This is a genomic window from Arthrobacter sp. JB02-1C, assembly GCF_057748045.1.
On record NZ_CM173235.1, the window covers coordinates 2,564,708 to 2,581,496 of the forward strand.

15 protein-coding genes and 1 rRNA gene are annotated in these 16,789 nt (G+C 68.6%); 15 read left to right on the top strand and 1 reads right to left on the bottom strand.

All coding sequences use genetic code 11. The features are described from left to right. The first annotated feature begins 23 nt into the window (after positions 1-23). The 15 genes from rrf (at position 24) to AC3ANP_RS12155 (ending at position 15,536) form a co-directional block, all read left to right on the top strand. Positions 24-140 (top strand): 5S ribosomal RNA (rrf, locus tag AC3ANP_RS12085). Positions 141-1,109: 969 nt separating this feature from the next. Further along, the gene (locus AC3ANP_RS12090) at positions 1,110-2,210 is read left to right on the top strand and encodes a hypothetical protein (protein WP_488330416.1); all 1,101 of its coding nucleotides are present in this window, start codon (positions 1,110-1,112) and stop codon (positions 2,208-2,210) included. A gap of 6 nt (positions 2,211-2,216) precedes the next feature. Further along, the gene (locus AC3ANP_RS12095; RefSeq protein WP_488330417.1) at positions 2,217-3,209 is read left to right on the top strand and encodes an HAD-IIA family hydrolase; all 993 of its coding nucleotides are present in this window, start codon (positions 2,217-2,219) and stop codon (positions 3,207-3,209) included. Between the two features lie 10 nt (positions 3,210-3,219). Next, the gene (locus AC3ANP_RS12100) at positions 3,220-3,528 is read left to right on the top strand and encodes a hypothetical protein (protein WP_488330418.1); all 309 of its coding nucleotides are present in this window, start codon (positions 3,220-3,222) and stop codon (positions 3,526-3,528) included. After that, a complete protein-coding gene (locus AC3ANP_RS12105) occupies positions 3,525-4,331 on the top strand; it encodes a TlyA family RNA methyltransferase (protein ID WP_488330419.1) in 807 nt (268 codons plus the stop codon). The genes AC3ANP_RS12100 and AC3ANP_RS12105 overlap by 4 nt, the downstream gene beginning before the upstream one ends. Before the next feature lie 44 nt (positions 4,332-4,375). Beyond that, positions 4,376-5,419, top strand: a complete 1,044-nt coding sequence (locus tag AC3ANP_RS12110) for an NAD kinase (RefSeq protein ID WP_488330420.1) — start codon at positions 4,376-4,378, stop codon at positions 5,417-5,419. A 3-nt stretch (positions 5,420-5,422) separates the two neighbouring features. Then, complete coding sequence (gene recN, locus AC3ANP_RS12115; protein WP_488330421.1) at positions 5,423-7,162, top strand: DNA repair protein RecN; 1,740 nt, start codon at positions 5,423-5,425, stop codon at positions 7,160-7,162. A 78-nt stretch (positions 7,163-7,240) separates the two neighbouring features. Beyond that, the gene (pyrG, locus tag AC3ANP_RS12120) at positions 7,241-9,004 is read left to right on the top strand and encodes a CTP synthase (RefSeq protein ID WP_488330422.1); all 1,764 of its coding nucleotides are present in this window, start codon (positions 7,241-7,243) and stop codon (positions 9,002-9,004) included. Positions 9,005-9,031: 27 nt separating this feature from the next. After that, positions 9,032-9,694 (top strand): NUDIX domain-containing protein, encoded by a 663-nt coding sequence (locus tag AC3ANP_RS12125; RefSeq protein WP_488330423.1) that lies wholly within the window; start codon positions 9,032-9,034, stop codon positions 9,692-9,694. A 164-nt stretch (positions 9,695-9,858) separates the two neighbouring features. Then, positions 9,859-10,764: a site-specific tyrosine recombinase XerD gene (gene xerD / locus AC3ANP_RS12130; protein ID WP_488333043.1), complete on the top strand. Its 906-nt coding sequence runs from the start codon at positions 9,859-9,861 to the stop codon at positions 10,762-10,764. Positions 10,765-11,095: 331 nt separating this feature from the next. Continuing rightward, complete coding sequence (locus AC3ANP_RS12135; RefSeq protein ID WP_488330424.1) at positions 11,096-12,496, top strand: HNH endonuclease signature motif containing protein; 1,401 nt, start codon at positions 11,096-11,098, stop codon at positions 12,494-12,496. Between the two features lie 178 nt (positions 12,497-12,674). After that, on the top strand, positions 12,675-13,178 hold the full coding sequence (locus tag AC3ANP_RS12140) for an RNA polymerase sigma factor (RefSeq protein WP_488330425.1): 504 nt from the start codon (positions 12,675-12,677) through the stop codon (positions 13,176-13,178). Positions 13,179-13,180: 2 nt separating this feature from the next. Then, positions 13,181-13,975: a hypothetical protein gene (locus tag AC3ANP_RS12145; protein ID WP_488330426.1), complete on the top strand. Its 795-nt coding sequence runs from the start codon at positions 13,181-13,183 to the stop codon at positions 13,973-13,975. A gap of 38 nt (positions 13,976-14,013) precedes the next feature. Beyond that, positions 14,014-14,502 (top strand): 8-oxo-dGTP diphosphatase, encoded by a 489-nt coding sequence (locus AC3ANP_RS12150; protein WP_488330427.1) that lies wholly within the window; start codon positions 14,014-14,016, stop codon positions 14,500-14,502. Between the two features lie 149 nt (positions 14,503-14,651). After that, positions 14,652-15,536, top strand: a complete 885-nt coding sequence (locus AC3ANP_RS12155) for a hypothetical protein (protein WP_488330428.1) — start codon at positions 14,652-14,654, stop codon at positions 15,534-15,536. A 93-nt stretch (positions 15,537-15,629) separates the two neighbouring features. Here the strand turns inward: AC3ANP_RS12155 and AC3ANP_RS12160 are convergent, their stop codons facing one another. Continuing rightward, positions 15,630-16,778 (bottom strand): bifunctional 2-methylcitrate synthase/citrate synthase, encoded by a 1,149-nt coding sequence (locus AC3ANP_RS12160; protein WP_488330429.1) that lies wholly within the window; start codon positions 16,776-16,778, stop codon positions 15,630-15,632. Positions 16,779-16,789 lie beyond the last annotated feature (11 nt).

The following is a 16,789-nucleotide window of genomic DNA, read 5'->3' on the forward strand; positions in this document are numbered from 1 at the left end:
CCGGAACGGTGCGGAGCACGAGTTACGGCGGTCATAGCGTGGGGGAAACGCCCGGTCCCATCCCGAACCCGGAAGCTAAGACCCACAGCGCCGATGGTACTGCACCCGGGAGGGTGTGGGAGAGTAGGTCACCGCCGGACAACCATTACCGCCAGGCCCCGACACAACGTCGGGGCCTGCGCCGTTTAACCACCCAAATCTATGCCGGCTCCAGCAGTCGACCGGGTCCCCTCCCATAGCTGTGAGGCTCCCCACTGCTGGGCCAGCGGAGTTTCCGTCGTTAGCCCGGCGCCTGCCTCTCGCCTAGAATTGGATGAGTTGTACGGACTTCGAAGCGCCTGGATTTCGGGTTGCGTAGCGAACGAAACACGAAAGAGAGCGGCTGCGATTGCGCCAGTGTCAGCTCATAACAGGAGGAATCCACCATGGCTGAGCACAACGATCGCAACCGCGGCGGCAACGACCGCGGAAACTACGGCAGCGGCCGGAACTCCGGCGGTGGCGGGTTCCGCGGGACCAACAACTCCGGCGGCGACCCCCGGGGTTTCCGCAGCAGGGATGATCGCCCGGCTGGTTCCCGGCCAGCCTTTAATGATCGCGACCGTAAGCCGAGCGACGGTGATCGTCCGTCCCGTGAGGGTGGTGACCGTAAGCCGTTTGGTGACCGCGATCGTAAGCCGTTTGGTGACCGTCCGTCCCGTGAGGGTGGAGATCGTAAGCCATTTGGTGATCGTCCGTCCCGTGAGGGTGGAGATCGTAAGCCGTTTGGTGATCGTCCGTCCCGTGAGGGTGGAGATCGTAAGCCGTTTGGTGATCGTCCGTCCCGTGAGGGTGGTGACCGTAAGCCGTTTGGTGATCGTCCGTCCCGTGAGGGTGGTGACCGTAAGCCGTTTGGCGACCGCGACCGTAAGCCGTTTGGTGACCGTCCGTCCCGTGAGGCGTTTGGCGACCGCGACCGTAAGCCGTTTGGCGACCGGGATCGTAAGCCGTACAGCGGCGGCGACAACCGCAAGCCCTTCGGCAACCGCGAGGACCGTCCGGCACGGAGCTTTGACCGCGGCGACTCAGGGCCCCGCCAGTTCGGCCGTGATCGGGCCGAGGACCGTCCCGTGCGGGAGCCCAATGCCAGGGATCTGCGCAGTGCCAACCGCCCTGACCGCGAACGCTCGCCCCAGATCGATGAGGACGTCACCGGCAAGGAACTCGACCGCGCCACGCAGCACCAGATCAAGACGCTCGAAGACAACAGCGCGCAGTGGGTGGCACGCCACCTCGTCATGGCCGGCCGGCTGATCGAGGACGAACCCGAGCTTGCGTTCCAGCACGCGCTGGCCGCGAGCCGGCGGGGCGGCCGGCTTGCCGCTGTCCGCGAAGCCGTCGGGCTCACCGCTTACGCGGCAGGCCACTATGGCGAAGCGCTGCGTGAATTCCGGACCTACCGCCGGATCAGCGGCTCAAACATGCACCTGCCGGTCATGGCCGACTGCGAACGGGGCCTTGGACGCCCCGACAGGGCCCTGGAACTGGTCCGCTCCGAGGAGTCCAAGGACCTGGACGCACCGGGCAAGGTGGAACTCGCCATCGTTGCCGCCGGCGCCCGCGCGGACCTCGGCCAGTTCGACGCCGCAGTCTCCGAACTCGAGATCGCGCAACTGGACATTAACCGTGCCTTCTCCTACAGCCCGCGGCTGTTCCGTGCCTACGCCGACGCCCTGACCGCGGCCGGCCGTGACGCCGAGGCCGGAAAGTGGCAACGCCAGGCCGTCGTCGCCGAAGACGCGTTGGGCCTGAACGTCGACGACGAGCCGGACATCATCGATCTCGGCTGGGACGAGGAAGAGGAAGCCCGCGAAGAGCAGCGCCGCCGCCGGATTGTGCAGGAACAGTCCGACCGGCAGGCCGCCGCCACGGACCACGCCGGTAATCCGGCCCCCCGGGCGGCCAGCGCCGCCGCTGTGGCAGGACTGGCTGAAGACACCGGCACCCAGGGCACGGCGAGCGACCTTGAGACGGGCGCCGACGACGAAGAGCCCGGCTACTTCGAATCCGACGACGCAGAATCGGACGCCGACTCAGCGGAAGCTGACGAACTGGACGGCAGCACACTGGAGATCGGCGCACCGGAAAACGGCGGCCAGGAAACCGGCGGCCAGGAGGTTGCAGAGGACCGCGCCGGGGAACCCGGCCTGGCGGAACACGCCGAGGACTAGCCCCTGATGGCCGCAGCCGAACTGATTGCCGGCTTCGACGCGCTTCTCGCCGACCTGGACGGAGTCGTCTACGCCGGACCGCATGCCATCCCGGGCGCGGTGGAGTCCCTGGAACGGCTCGCCGGCATCGGCGTCGGGCTGGGCTACGTGACAAACAACGCGTCGCGGTCGCCCGCCGAGGTGGCCCAGCATCTGCGGGAGCTCGGCGCGCCGGCCGAAGAGCAGCAAGTCGTCAGCTCCGCCCAGGCGGCTGCCGGGCTGCTTGCTTCCCGGCTGCCGGCCGGCGCCCGCGTCCTGATCACCGGCGGAGACGCACTGGCCCGCGAAATCGAACTCGCGGGCCTGTGCCCGGTCCGCAGCCAGACCGAGGAACCGGTCGCCGTCGTGCAGGGATTCCACCCCGACGTGGGCTGGAAGCAGCTCGCGGAGGCGTCCTACGTGGTGGCGTCCGGCGCTCTATGGGTAGCCAGCAACACGGACTTGACCATTCCGCAGGCCCGCGGCATCGCCCCCGGCAACGGGACGCTTGTTGCTGCGGTTGCTGCTGCCACCGGCAAGCGGCCGCTGGTGGCGGGCAAACCCGAGGCGCCACTGTTTCACGCCGCTGCCAAGCGGTTGGGCGCGGAGCGGCCGCTCGTGGTGGGGGACCGGTTGGATACCGATATTCTCGGCGGCAACAACGCCGGCTACGCCACCGCGGCCGTGCTGACCGGCGTCGACACGAAGGAATCCATCCTCGCCGCCCGCTCCCAGGAACGGCCCAGCTTCCTGATCAACGACCTCACCGACCTCTACCGGCCCTACCCCGCGGTGAAGGCAGACGGCGACGGACGCCACCGTTGCGGTGCTGCGGTGGCCGAGTCAGACGGCAGCACCGTCCGGGTCAGCGGAAATCCCGCGGACCTGGACTCCTGGCGGGCGGCGTGCGCCGCCTGGTGGGCCGCGCATCCGGAGACCGACACCGCCCGGGCGCCCAGGCTGGTGTGGTCCGGTCACTAGACTGGAGTTCATGACCGAGCTGAACCACTCCACCGCCGAGCACGAATCCGCGGGTGCCCACGGATTCCCGGAAGCCGGCAGTGGAGCCCCGGAAGCCCGCGCGGGCGCTGTCCAGGACCCGGCCGTCGCTGCGCTCCTGTTGCGCCTCGACGCCCTTCCGGACCTGCCGGTGTCGGCGCACGGTGAGGTGTACGCTGACCTGCACAATGCCCTTGCCGAGGCGCTCAACGAAGACGTGGCGGCACAGACCGCAATGCCGGCGGCACAGCCTGCCGTAGATCCTGCGGCGACGCCCGGGGCAGGAGGCCAGCCGCTGTGACCCGGCTCGACCAGGCCCTCGTCAGCCGCGGGCTGGCGCGGTCCCGCACGCACGCGGCCCGGCTGATCGGCGAGGGAAAGGTCAGCTCCGGCGGGGCAGTGCTGGAGAAAGCTTCCTTGCAGATCCAGGACGGCACAGCCCTGGACGTCGCCACCACCGGCGAGGACGACTACGTCAGCCGCGCCGCCCATAAACTCGCCGGCGCGCTGGACGCCTTTCCCGCCGTCGTGGTTTCCGGCAAACGGTGCCTGGACGCAGGTGCCTCCACCGGGGGATTCACCGAAGTGCTGCTGCGCCGCGGCGCCGCCCACGTGGTCGCTGTCGACGTCGGCCATGACCAGCTGGTCCCGGAAATCCGCGGCGACGCCCGGGTCTCCGTCCACGAAGGACTCAACGTCCGCTACATGAGCCCGGAACTCATCGGCGGCCCGGCAGCGGTGACCGTCGCGGACCTGTCCTTCATCTCCCTTACCCTGGTGGTTGCTCCGCTCGCAGCGTGCACCGACCCCGGCGGAGACCTGGTCCTGATGGTCAAGCCGCAGTTCGAAATCGGCAAGGACCGGCTGGGCCGCACCGGCGTCGTCAACTCCGACCGGGAACGCCGGCTGGCGGTCTCGAAAGTGGCGGCGGCAGCGCTGGAGGCAGGCCTGGAACTGAACGGCTTGGCGCAGAGCCCGCTGCCCGGCCAGGACGGCAACGTCGAATACTTCCTGTGGATAAAACGCGGGAATCGGGCAGACCTGCCTAAGATCGAGGAGCGGGACGCAGCCGTTGCTGCGTTACTCGGTACGATCTGGCCCTAGCAGCGGAACCACAGCAAGCATCAAGTACCAGAAGGCGGAAACCGATGAGCAGGCGTGTCCTCATCCTTGCCCACACCGGCCGCGAGGAATCACTCAAGGCGGCCTGGGAAGCGTGCGCCCAGCTGCACGATTCAGGCATCGTCCCCGTGATGCAGAAATCCGAACTCGGCGAGATGGTCCGGTTCTTCGGCGAGCTGGACCAGGCCGTCGAGGTCCTGCATGACCACGTCAGGCTTCCCGACGTCGAACTCGTCATGGTGCTCGGCGGGGACGGCACCATCCTGCGCGCCGCCGAACTGGTCCGCGCAGTCGACGTTCCGCTGCTCGGAGTCAACCTTGGCCACGTGGGCTTCCTGGCCGAGAGCGAACGTGCCGACCTGGCCCAGACCGTGGAGTGGATCGCCCGCCGCCAGTACACGGTGGAGGAACGGATGACCATCGACGTGCAGGTATGGGTCCGCGGCCAGAAGATCTGGCACAACTGGGCGCTCAACGAGGCCGCGATCGAAAAGGGCAACCGGGAACGCATGTTGGAGGTGGTGACCGAGGTCGACGAGCGCCCGCTGACCTCCTTTGGCTGCGACGGGATCGTCCTCGCCACCCCCACCGGGTCCACGGCGTACGCGTTTTCCGCCGGCGGACCCGTGGTGTGGCCCGAGGTCGAGGCGCTCCTGATCGTCCCGATCAGTGCGCACGCGCTCTTCGCCAAGCCACTGGTCGTCTCGCCCAGATCCCGGCTCGCCGTCGAGATCCTGAGCCGCACCGAGGCCCAGGGCGTGCTCTGGTGCGACGGCCGGCGTTCGGTCGACCTGCCCCCGGGCGCCCGCGTCGAGGTCACCCGCTCTGACACGCCGGTCCGGCTGGCCCGCACCCACCAGACCCCCTTCTCCGGTCGGCTGGTCCGCAAATTCGAGCTCCCGATCCAAGGTTGGCGCGGCCCGGCTCCACAGACCGCCGCCGTCCACACCGGGCCGCTGCCGGTGGTCCGGACCCTGCAGCCCGGCGCCGGACTGCCCGCACCCCGGAACGTGGAGCCCGGCGGCCCGACCGACGCCGGGGCCCCGACCGACCCCTCAACTGCGAAGTGACCCATGCTTGAAGAACTGAGAATCCGCGACCTCGGCGTCATCACGGACGCCACGCTGCCGCTCGGCCCCGGGCTGAGCGTCGTCACCGGCGAGACCGGCGCCGGTAAGACCATGGTGGTTACCGCCGTCGGCCTGCTGCTCGGCGCCCGCTCCGACGCCGGGGCGGTACGCAGCGGCGCCAAAAGCGCCTCCGCCGAGGCCGTGCTGAAGCTCGACGCCGGGCACGCGGCGGTCAGCCGGGCACGTGAGGCCGGGGCCGAGGTGGAGGAGTTCGACGGCGGCGCTGAACTGCTGCTCGCCCGCAGCGTCGGCGCCGACGGGCGAAGCCGGGCCTACCTCGGCGGCCGCGCGGCCCCGGTCGGGGTCCTTGCCGAGATCGGCGGGACGCTGGTGGTGGTGCACGGCCAGTCGGACCAGATCCGGCTCAAGAGCGCGGTGGCCCAACGCGAGGCACTGGACAAATTCGCGGGGGAGGGTCTCGCCAAATCGTTGGCCGCCTACCAGGAATTGCACGGTCACTGGAGGACCAGCCAGTCCGAACTCGATGAGCTCCGCAGCGCTGCCCGCGAACGGCTGCGCGAAGCGGAATCCCTGGAGGCCGCCCTGGCCGAAATCGACGCCGTCGACCCGCAGCCGGGCGAGGATGAAGCGCTCAAAGCCGAGGCCGTCAAGCTCGCCAACGTCGAGGAGCTGCGGATCGCCGCCAGCACCGCCCACCAGGCACTGAGCTCCGAGGACTTCGGCGAGGAAGCCGACGCCACCACCCTGGTGGACGCCGCCAAGCGCACCCTGGAGCACGTCGCCGAACACGACGCGGAACTCGGCTCGGCCGCCGCCAGGCTCGCGGAGGTGGGCTTCCTGCTCAACGACATCGCCGTCGACCTGGCCAGCTACCAAGCCGGCCTCGACACGGAGGGGCCGGAACGCCTCGCCGAGATCGAAGACCGCCGGGCGGCGCTGGCCAAGCTCGTGCGCAAGTATGCGCCCAGCATCGACGAGGTGCTCGAATGGGCGGACCGGGCCCGCGCGCGCCACGAGGAACTCCAGGACGACTCAACCCGGATCGAGGCACTGGACGCCGACGTCGCACGCTCCGAGACCGAACTGCGCAAGCAGGCCGCCGCCATCACCAAGACCCGCAAGAAGGCCGCCAAGGAGCTCTCCGCCCGGGTCAGCGGCGAGCTGACCGCCCTCGCGATGGCCGACGCAACCCTCGTCATCAGCGTGGACCCGGGGACCCAGCTGGGACCGTTCGGCGTCGACGAGATCTCCTTCCTGCTGCAGCCGCACTCCGGCGCGCCGGCCCGGCCGCTGGGCAAGGGCGCATCCGGCGGCGAACTCTCCCGGGTGATGCTCGCCATCGAAGTGGTGCTGGCCGCCGTCGACCCGGTCCCCACCTTCGTCTTCGATGAGGTCGACGCCGGCGTGGGTGGCCGCGCCGCCGTTGAGATCGGGCGGCGGCTCGCGATGCTGGCCCGGCATGTCCAGGTCCTGGTGGTCACGCACCTGCCCCAGGTGGCGGCGTTCGCAGACCAGCACATCCGGGTCACCAAAACGTCCGTGCGCGGCGCGGACGGAGCGACCGCCACCGGCTTCACCTCGAGCGATGTGCAGTTGCTGGACGAGGCGGACCGGGTCCGCGAGCTGGCCCGCATGCTGGCAGGGCAGGAGGATTCGGAGTCGGCCCGGGCCCATGCCCAGGAACTCCTCGACGACGCCAAGCTGCTGCCGCAGCAGGCCTGAGCCGGGGAGGCCCGGCCGGCCGGGGGACTGGGTTGACGATCACAGCGCCGATATTCCGGCCCGCAGAGGGCCCAAAAGATGATAGGCTCGAATTCCGTGGTGCAGCGATCAAATTCCCGTGTAAATTCCCGGTTCCCGGGCTCGTCCAAGACGACCAAACACATCTTCGTAACCGGTGGTGTGGCGTCCTCGCTCGGTAAGGGGCTGACGGCTTCGAGCCTCGGCCACCTCCTGCGGGCACGCGGCGTGTCTGTAACAATGCAAAAGCTCGATCCCTACCTGAACGTGGATCCGGGCACAATGAATCCCTTCCAGCACGGCGAGGTCTTCGTGACCGACGACGGCGCCGAGACGGACCTCGACGTCGGTCACTACGAGCGCTTCCTGGACGAAAACCTCGAGGGCTCGGCGAACGTCACGACCGGCCAGGTCTACTCCACGGTGATCGCCAAGGAACGCCGCGGCGAGTACCTCGGCGACACCGTCCAGGTCATCCCGCACATCACCGATGAAATCAAGCGCCGGATGCGGCTCCCTGCCGAGGGCAAGAACGCCCCGGACGTCATCATCACCGAGATCGGCGGCACCGTCGGCGACATCGAGTCCCAGCCGTTCCTCGAATCCGCCCGCCAGGTCCGCCAGGACGTCGGCCGGAACAACGTGTTTTTCCTGCATGTCTCACTGGTGCCGTACATCGGGCCGTCGCAGGAACTAAAGACCAAGCCGACCCAGCATTCCGTCGCGGCGCTGCGTTCGATCGGCATCCAGCCCGATGCCATCGTGATCCGTTCGGACCGCGAGGTGCCGCAGGCGATGCGCGACAAGATCGGCCGCATGTGCGACGTCGATATTGACGCCGTGATCGGCTGCCCCGACGCGCCGAGCATCTACGACATCCCGAAGACCCTGCACTCCCAGGGCCTGGACTCCTACATCGTCCGCGCCCTTGACCTGCCCTTCAGGGACGTCGACTGGACCAGCTGGGACAAGCTCCTCGAAGCCGTCCACAACCCCAAGCACGAGGTTGAGGTTGCCCTGGTCGGAAAGTACATTGACCTGCCGGATGCTTACCTCTCCGTGACGGAGGCATTGCGGGCCGGCGGCTTTGCGAATAACACCAAGGTCAAGATCCGCTGGGTCCCCTCGGACGAATGCGACACCGAAGAAGGTGCGTTCAAGGCCCTGGACGGCGCGGACGCCATCTGCGTCCCAGGCGGCTTCGGCATCCGCGGCCTCGAAGGCAAGCTCGGTGCCCTGAAGTATGCCCGCGAATCCAAGCTGCCGGTCCTCGGCCTCTGCCTGGGCCTGCAGTGCATGGTGATCGAGTATGCCCGCAACGTGGTAGGCCTCGAAGGTGCCTCCAGCTCGGAATTCGAACCGGACTCCAAGTACCCGGTCATCGCCACCATGGAAGAGCAGCTGGACATCGTCGAAGGCAAGGGCGACCTGGGCGGCACCATGCGCCTTGGCCTCTACGAAGCCAAGCTCGACGAGGGCTCGGTAGTCGCCGAGACGTACGGCAAGACCCAGGTGAGTGAGCGCCACCGGCACCGCTATGAGGTCAACAACAAGTACCGCGAGCAGATCGCCTCCCACGGCCTGGTCTTCTCCGGGACCTCACCCGACGGCAAGCTGGTCGAATACGTCGAGCTTCCCCGCGACGTGCACCCTTACTACGTGGCCACGCAGGCACACCCGGAGCTCAGCTCCCGGCCCACCCGTCCGCATCCGCTGTTTGCAGGACTGGTCAAGGCGGCCCTTGACCGTCAGCAGGGCGCATCGAAGCCTGCGGCGGCTGCCGTGAAGAGTGCCGCCAAGCCTTCTCCGGTAGAGTCCAAGTAACGATCACCTGAACCAAAGGACGGCGCGATGCCCGGCAATCCCGAGACCAACCATGCTGCACGGCAGGTTTCGGACGAGCCGAGTCCGCGCCGTCTTTTGTCCTCAGAGAAGGTTTACCGGGGCCGAATCTGGGATGTGGTCAGCGACAGCTTCCGGTTGAGCGCCGACGGCGACCCGTTGGTCCGCGATTACATTGACCACCCGGGCGCCGTCGCTGTCCTGCCCATGAACGACGATGGTGAGGTCCTGCTGATCAAGCAGTACCGGCATCCCGTCGGCATGGACCTGTGGGAGATTCCGGCCGGCCTGCTCGACGTCGAGGGCGAAGGCTTCGTGACGGGGGCGGCCCGCGAACTGGCCGAAGAGGCCGACCTTACGGCCGCTCGCTGGGACGTGCTGGTGGACATCTTCAACTCGCCCGGCTCCTCCAGCGAGGCCGTCCGCATTTACCTGGCCAGGGACCTGGGCGAGGTCCCGGGCCACGAGCAGCACGTCCGCACCGATGAGGAAGCCGAGATCGAGCTGCAGTGGGTTGCCCTTGACGACGCGGTCCGTGCGGTCCTTGAAGGGCGTCTGCACAATCCGTCTGCCGTCGTCGGTATCCTGGCAGCAGCTTCGGCCCGCGCCACTGACTTCCGTGGGCTCCGACCCGCTGACGCGCCCTGGCCCGCACACCCCAGCCAACGCTGATGACCGGCCTGTTGGCGGCTGAGCCCCCCGCCTCAACGGCTTCCGACGCGGCGGACCCGCAGGCCCAGCAGACGTCCGCCGCGGCGGACCCGCAGGCTTCCGCCGCGCCGGCCGCAAGGCCGCCCACCGCCGTCGACCGTGCCATCACCGAGTACTTGCAGCACATGGGCGTGGAACGCGGTCTTGCCGCCAACACCCTGTCCGCTTACCGGCGGGACCTTGCCCGGTACGCCCGGCACCTCGCCGGTGCCGGCCGCCAGCGCCCCGAGGAGATCACCCGGCGGGATGTGACCGCATTTGTCCAGGCACTCTCCGACGGTTCCGACGGCGGTGCGGCGCTGGGCGTCCGTTCGGCCGCCCGGACCGTCGTCGCGGTCCGCGGCCTGCACAAGTTCTGGGCGCTCGAAGGCCTGACGCCCACCGACCCGGCGAGTGACGTGCACCCCCCGATGCCCGGCAAACGGCTGCCCCAGGCAATCAGCGTCGACGAGGTCACCCGCATCCTGGAGGCAGTCGGCACGGACACGGCAACCGGCCTCCGTGACCGCGCCCTGCTGGAGTTTCTTTATTCCACCGGGGCACGCATCAGTGAAGCCGTCGGCCTGGACGTGGATGACATCTCGTTGCGCGGCGACGACGCCGAGGACGGTGCCGGCCCCGCCATCGTCCGCCTCTTCGGCAAGGGTTCCAAGGAACGGCTGGTGCCGTTGGGCTCCTTCGGCGCGCGCGCCCTGGACGCGTATCTGGTCCGCGGCCGGCCCCTGCTGGCAGCGAAGGGCAAAGGTACCCCGGCCTTGTTCCTCAACGCCCGGGGCGGCCGGATCAGCAGGCAGAGCGCCTGGACCATCCTCAAGGCCGCCGCCGAGAAAGCCAACATCACCAAGGACGTGTCGCCGCATACCCTGCGGCACTCGTTCGCGACGCACCTGCTGGAAGGCGGCGCCGACGTGCGCGTCGTGCAGGAACTGCTCGGCCATGCCTCGGTGACGACCACGCAGGTCTACACCTTGGTCACTGCCGACACGCTGCGTGAGATCTACGCCGCCGCGCACCCGAGGGCCCTGGGCTAGAGGACACTCGGCTCACGGGCGCGGGCTTCGCGCGCGGGGGCCCGGGGGGGACCAAAACGCCCCTGTCCGGCAGGGCACTAAATCATCGCTCTTCGGTCCACGTGAAGCCCGCGAGTAATGTCAGTGGCTACTCGTAGTCTGTGGGTATGGGAAGCAGCGTTGCTTTAAGTGCGGAGAGCGAGCAGGCCGTGGCGGCTGTCGCCGCGTCGGCCGCTGCGCTTGCTGCCTTGGCTGGCGGGGGTCCCGTTGGGGTGCTGGCCACGGTTTCGACGATGATCCGTGGCGGGATGCGGATCCGTTGCGGGGCAGGGCGGAGGCGTGTCTGGACGGGTTGGCTGAGGTTGCCCGGTTGGAGGCGCGGGCTGCGGCGTTGAAGGTCAGGCTTGTCGCCGATTATGCGGACGCGGTCGGGGGCATGGCGTCGCCGGTGGCCTCGGCGGTGGATCGTAGCGTGCAGGAGATGGCGCTCGAGGCCGAGCTTGCCTGTGTCCTGACGGTCAGCGAACGGGCAGCGTCGGCGCTGCTGGCCGAGTCCCGGGCGCTGACCTGCGGGTTGCCGCTGACCCTGGCCGCGTTGCAGGCCGGGACGGTGTCCTGGCAGCACGCCCGGATCATGGTCGATGAAACCTCCGGCCTGGACCCGGCCGGGGCGGCCGGGTTGGAGGCGCATTTCCTGGACCCCGGTGCGCCGGACCCGGCGCGCGGCTGCCCGGCCGGGGACCTGGTGCCGGGCCGGTTCCGGGCCAAGGCGCGGACCTGGCGGGAGCGCCACCACCCGGTCAGCATCGAGGCCCGCCACACCAAGTGCACGGCGGACCGGCGGGTTGAGTATGTCCCGGACCGCGACGGGATGGCGTGGCTCTCCGCCTACCTGCCCGCCGATACCGCCGCGGGGATCTGGGACCGGACCACCGCCGCGGCACGTGCTTTGCAGGCGCCGGGTGAGGCCCGCACTCTGTCCCAGCTCCGCGCCGACGTCGCCGCCACCTGGCTCCTCACCAGCGGTCAGACCGGAACGGCCGGTGGCTTGTCCGGGGACGTGCCCTCGCCGCGGGCGCAGGTCCTGGTCACCGTCCCGGCCCTGTCGCTGCTCGGCGCCACCGAGGAGCCGGCCATGCTGGACGGGTATGGTCCGATCCCGCCGTCGATGGCCCGGGCCCTGGTCGCGGACGGTACCGAGTCGTTCTACCGGGTCCTGACCGACCCCCGGGACGGGGCGCCGCTGGAAATCGGGCGGACCAGCTACCGGGTCCCGAGGCCGCTGCGGCAGTGGCTGCGGCTGCGGGACGGCAAATGTTCGTTCCCCGGCTGCAACAACTCCTCGCTGGATAACGAGGCGGACCATCTGCTGGCCTGGGCCGACGGCGGCACCACCGGGATCAGCAACCTCGGCCAGCCCTGCCGCAAACACCATCGGCTCAAACACCGCTCCGCCTGGACCCCCACCGCAGCGACCAAAGACTACCCGCCCGGCTGGACCTCACCGACGGGCCGGCACTACCCCAGCGAACACCAGGACTGGGAACCAGCACACTGGCCGGACAAAGCCACAACCGGGCACGATCCGGGCTGGGATTTGCCGCCGGACCCCGGGCACGATCCGGGCTGGGATTTGCCGCCGGACCCCGGGCACGATCCGGGCTGGGATTTGCCGCCGGACCCCGGGCCCGAACCAGAAGTGAACCTGCCTCCGGACCCCTTCCCGGACTGGCAGCACTTCACGGCGGCGTGAGCACGCGCGGCATGGTCAGCTGAAGCGCCCGCCTAGCTCCGCCCGGGACGGACAACAGAGGTCATGCGGTTCCGCAGCGACGCCGGAACGGCGAAAAGTTACCCGGCGGTGTAATGAAATCCACTCCCCGGGACACTCTAGGATCAGGAACCAGTCATTCAATGTTTGGGGGAAGAGCATGTTGGCAGCCAAAGAGCAAGCGTTCATTGATCTGCACACGCAGCATTCCATGAGGGTCTACCGCTACATCGCCTGCCGCATCAGCGACCCGCACCGCGCCGAGGAACTGGCCGCCGATGTCTTCAAGGTTGCCTGGGAAAAGCAGCTACCGGAACCACCCGGAATTGGGTGGCTGCTCGCCACGGCCCGGAACGTGGTCGGCAATGAATACAAGGGCCGCCGTCGCCGCCAAGAACTTGTCGAACGGCTCAAGGAGGAAGCCCGCACCCGCACCCCCGCCACCGCGGGCGAAGAACAGGCCGCGGTAGCGGACGTGCTGGACCACCTACGCGAACGAGACCGGGAGGTCCTGATACTCAGCTACTGGGACGATCTGACGATCGCCGAGCTCGGCCAGGCGCTCGGCTGCTCACCCTCAGGCGCCGCAGTCCGGCTGCACCGCGCTCGACGAGCCTTCGCCAAGGTGGCTCCAGCACACCTGATGACGGAACCAAAGGAGTAGCCATGGACCGCATTGAACAGCTTATGAAGAACGCCAAGCCTGTGCTGGGAGACGCTCACCCGCTGCCGCTCCGAGCCCCCGCACCCTCGGATTCGGCACGCTCGATCGTCTCTTCCACCGATCCAAACATCGTCCGGATGGGCCGCCGCGTCCCGGCACGACGGACAGCACTCGCAGCTGCTGCCACTCTGGTGGCTGCGGCGGCCGTCATCGGCGCGGTCGTCGTGGGCGGCAATCTGTTGACCCGGCCGGAGCCCGGACCGGCCCCGGCCGGAACCCCGACGCCGGTTGCGTCCTCTCCTTCCGGAACGCCGCCGCCAAGCGCGACTTCCAGCCCGTCCGCACCGACCGGCCCGTCCGCACCGACATCCGGGGCCACAACGGGAGCAGAAGCGGGCACCCTGAGGACCGGAGGCGTTGAATGTTCGATCGCGAACGTCGACCAGCAACGCAACGACCAGACGCGCGCCATCGGGCCGGTTCCCCCTGGCGAGCGGGCGTATTACACGGTGCTGGGCTGCGCCGACGGCTGGCTCGCCTACTCCATTTCCGATGAGGGAACCAAAGCCCTCCAGCTCGACGGCGGCAATGCCTGGTTCAGAATTGCCACACTGCACAATGGACGGTTTCTTTGGGACACCCGTCAACCATGGGCAACGGTCTTCACGTGGGAGTTCCAGGCCCTCAACAACCAGGGGCTCACCGCCCAGCAGGCAATGGACCAGGAGTTCGCGCAGAAAGGGATCCCGGTCCAGCTGCGGCCGCAGCTGGTCGGTGAGGGACCGGCCGGTGGATAGCACCGGTGACAACCGGCGACGGCGATAGGGTTGGACCCATGGATTCCACACCGGTCACGCTCTGTTTCCTGCTCCGTGAAGCAGGGGGAAGGACCGAGGTGCTGCTGGGCCTGAAACGGACCGGCTTCGGGGCCGGCAAGATCGTCGGTATCGGGGGCCACGTCGAGCCGGGGGAGAGCGACGCCGAAGCTGTGGTCCGCGAGGTCTGGGAAGAGACCAGCATCATGGTACGGCAGGATGACCTGGCTCACGCCGGCGTCGTCGAGTTCCTCTTTCCGGCCCGGCCCGAGTGGAGCATGTCCTGCCGGCTCTTCACCACGCGGCGCTGGGAGGGCGAACCAGCCGAAAGCCTGGAGATCACCCCGGAGTGGTTCGACGCCGAGGCGCTGCCGCTGGAGCGGATGTGGCAGGACGCTGGGCACTGGCTTCCCGGCGCGCTGTCCGGGGTCCCGATCGACGTCGTCGTGGTCCTCGCTGAGGACAATGAGACAGTGGCATCCATCCGGTACCCCGCCCCGCCGCTCTGACCCCGACTGCGTGCCGAAGGGCGACGCGGAGCCGGGATCCCGGAAAGGCCGCGGTCGCGCCGGTAGCCTAGGGAACAGACAAACCTCCGCGGCGATCCACGCACGCCATCGCCCGGCGGCCGGCACACGCGGACCTTTTGGGGGCAGGCATGGACTCGCATAATCTCGACCTTCCGGGCGAGGACGATTACAACGATGAACCGGCGAAACGCACCGGGGCGCGGCGGCGCTGGCCCTGGGCGGTCGGCGCCGCTGCCCTTGTCGCGGCGGCCTTCGCCGGGGGTGTAGCCGTGGCAGGGAACCTGGGATCAGTAGAGCCGGCCGCTACCGCAGCTGCCACGGACTCCGTCCCGGCCCCGGCAGCATCCCCGTCCCTCACCACGACGCCGCGATCCACCGCTGCGACGTCGGCGTCGGTGCCGCCCCCGTCGTCCTCACCCGCCGCCACGACGCCACCTCCTGCCGCGTCCTGGCAGACCTTCACCAGCCCGGACGGAAGGGTAAGTTTCGAGCACCCGGCCGCCTGGCGGGTGGCGCCGCCGGCAGGTGCGGGGTCCGATGTGGTGGACGTTGACGTTTCGGATGAGGCCGGAATGGTGGTGGCATCCCTGCACGCCGGACCGTCCGGCGGCATCGGCGGTGCCTGCCAGGGAGCGGTGCCGTACACCGTGCTGGACTCGGTCGACGTCGACATTCCGTACCAGCCCACGAAGGGTTCGGTCACGCCCCGGTTCACCTTCCGTGCGCTCCAGGAGGCAGACCGCGTGACGGCGTCCTACGGCCTGACCAGCATGGCGGCGGGCCAGAACGGCACCACGTGCATGTTCTACAACGTCGTCAACGGCCCCGCCTGGTCGCCGCTCTTCTCCTTCGCCGACACCTTCCAGGTCAACGCCGGCGGCACCGAACAAGTCCCCAACCGCAAGGGCGCCAAGACGTTCCCGTCGATGGACGCGGCCCGGGCCTACATGCAGACCCCCGAGTACCTGAACGCGAAGCGCATGCTCACGTCGGTGAAGGTCACCGCGGGTTAGCAGGACCGGAGACGCCCCGGCAGCTCCGGGAAAGCACAGCGGGCCGGTCACCTCTTGCAAGGTGGCCGGCCCGCCGTCGTTCGGTGGAGGATGCTACGGCACGTGCCGTTCGTCCAAACCGTTGTATTCGCTGAGCGGACGGATCAGCGAGTTCGCTTCCAGCTGCTCCATGATGTGCGCGGTCCACCCGGTGATCCGGCTGGCCACAAACAGCGGAGTGAAGGTCGGAGTGTCGAAGCCCATCAGGTGATAGGTCGGACCGGCCGGGTAATCCAGGTTCGGCTTGATGGCCTTCGCCTCGTCCATTGCCGTCTCCAGGCCGTTGTAGAGCCCCAGCAGCTCGGGACGGCCGTAGTGCGCCACCATTTTGTCCAGCGCCGCCTTCATGGTGGGGACCCGGGAATCGCCGTGCTTGTAAACGCGGTGTCCGAAGCCCATGACCTTCTTCTTCTGGGCCAGGGCATCTTCCATCCAGGCCTTCGCCCGCACCGCCGCCTCCTCCAGCGACTCTTCCTGCCGGATGCCGATTTCGTCAAACGTATGCATGACGGCCTCGTTCGCGCCGCCGTGCAGCGGCCCCTTGAGCGCCCCGATGGCCCCGGTCACGGCGGAATGCAGATCCGACAGCGTCGAGGTGATCACCCGGGCCGTGAAGGTCGAAGCGTTAAAGGAGTGCTCGGCATACAGGATCATCGAAACGTTAAAGGCCTCGATGACCTCCTGCACCGGCTCCTCGCCAAAGGTCATCCAGAGGAAGTTCGCGGAGTAGCCCAGATCATCGCGGGGTGCCACCGGTTCTATCGGCCCCTCCGCATGACGGCGGCGCTGGTCATAGGCCACCACCGCAGGCATCGCAGCGAACAGGTCAACGGCCTTGGCCATGTTCGCCGCCCGCGAAGAGTCCTCCGCCAGCGGGTGCCGGGCGCCCAGCACAGACGTCGCAGTCCGGCAGACGTCCATCGGGTGCGCCGAAAGCGGCAGCGCGTCGATGATCTGCTTGACCACCGGGTCCAGCGCGCGGCTGGCACGCTCCTTGGCGGTGAACTCGGACAACTGCTCCGCGGTCGGCAGTTCGCCGTTCCACAGCAGGTAGGCCACTTCCTCGAAGCTGCACTTGGCGGCCAGTTCCTGCACCGGGTAGCCGCGGTAAAGCAGCGAGTTGGTGTCCGGGTTGACCTTCGACACGGCGGTGTAGTCCACCACGACGCCGGCGAGGCCCTTCTTGATGTCATTTTCAGCCATGCTGAAACTCC

Coding starts and splice junctions, on each gene's coding strand:
- AC3ANP_RS12095 (WP_488330417.1), top strand. CDS start 2,217: ATGGCCGCAGCCGAACTGATTGCCGGCTTCGACGCGCTTCTCGCCGAC.
- AC3ANP_RS12100 (WP_488330418.1), top strand. CDS start 3,220: ATGACCGAGCTGAACCACTCCACCGCCGAGCACGAATCCGCGGGTGCC.
- AC3ANP_RS12110 (WP_488330420.1), top strand. CDS start 4,376: ATGAGCAGGCGTGTCCTCATCCTTGCCCACACCGGCCGCGAGGAATCA.
- recN (WP_488330421.1), top strand. CDS start 5,423: ATGCTTGAAGAACTGAGAATCCGCGACCTCGGCGTCATCACGGACGCC.
- pyrG (WP_488330422.1), top strand. CDS start 7,241: ATGATAGGCTCGAATTCCGTGGTGCAGCGATCAAATTCCCGTGTAAAT.
- AC3ANP_RS12125 (WP_488330423.1), top strand. CDS start 9,032: ATGCCCGGCAATCCCGAGACCAACCATGCTGCACGGCAGGTTTCGGAC.
- xerD (WP_488333043.1), top strand. CDS start 9,859: ATGGGCGTGGAACGCGGTCTTGCCGCCAACACCCTGTCCGCTTACCGG.
- AC3ANP_RS12140 (WP_488330425.1), top strand. CDS start 12,675: ATGTTGGCAGCCAAAGAGCAAGCGTTCATTGATCTGCACACGCAGCAT.
- AC3ANP_RS12145 (WP_488330426.1), top strand. CDS start 13,181: ATGGACCGCATTGAACAGCTTATGAAGAACGCCAAGCCTGTGCTGGGA.
- AC3ANP_RS12150 (WP_488330427.1), top strand. CDS start 14,014: ATGGATTCCACACCGGTCACGCTCTGTTTCCTGCTCCGTGAAGCAGGG.
- AC3ANP_RS12155 (WP_488330428.1), top strand. CDS start 14,652: ATGGACTCGCATAATCTCGACCTTCCGGGCGAGGACGATTACAACGAT.
- AC3ANP_RS12160 (WP_488330429.1), bottom strand. CDS start 16,778: ATGGCTGAAAATGACATCAAGAAGGGCCTCGCCGGCGTCGTGGTGGAC.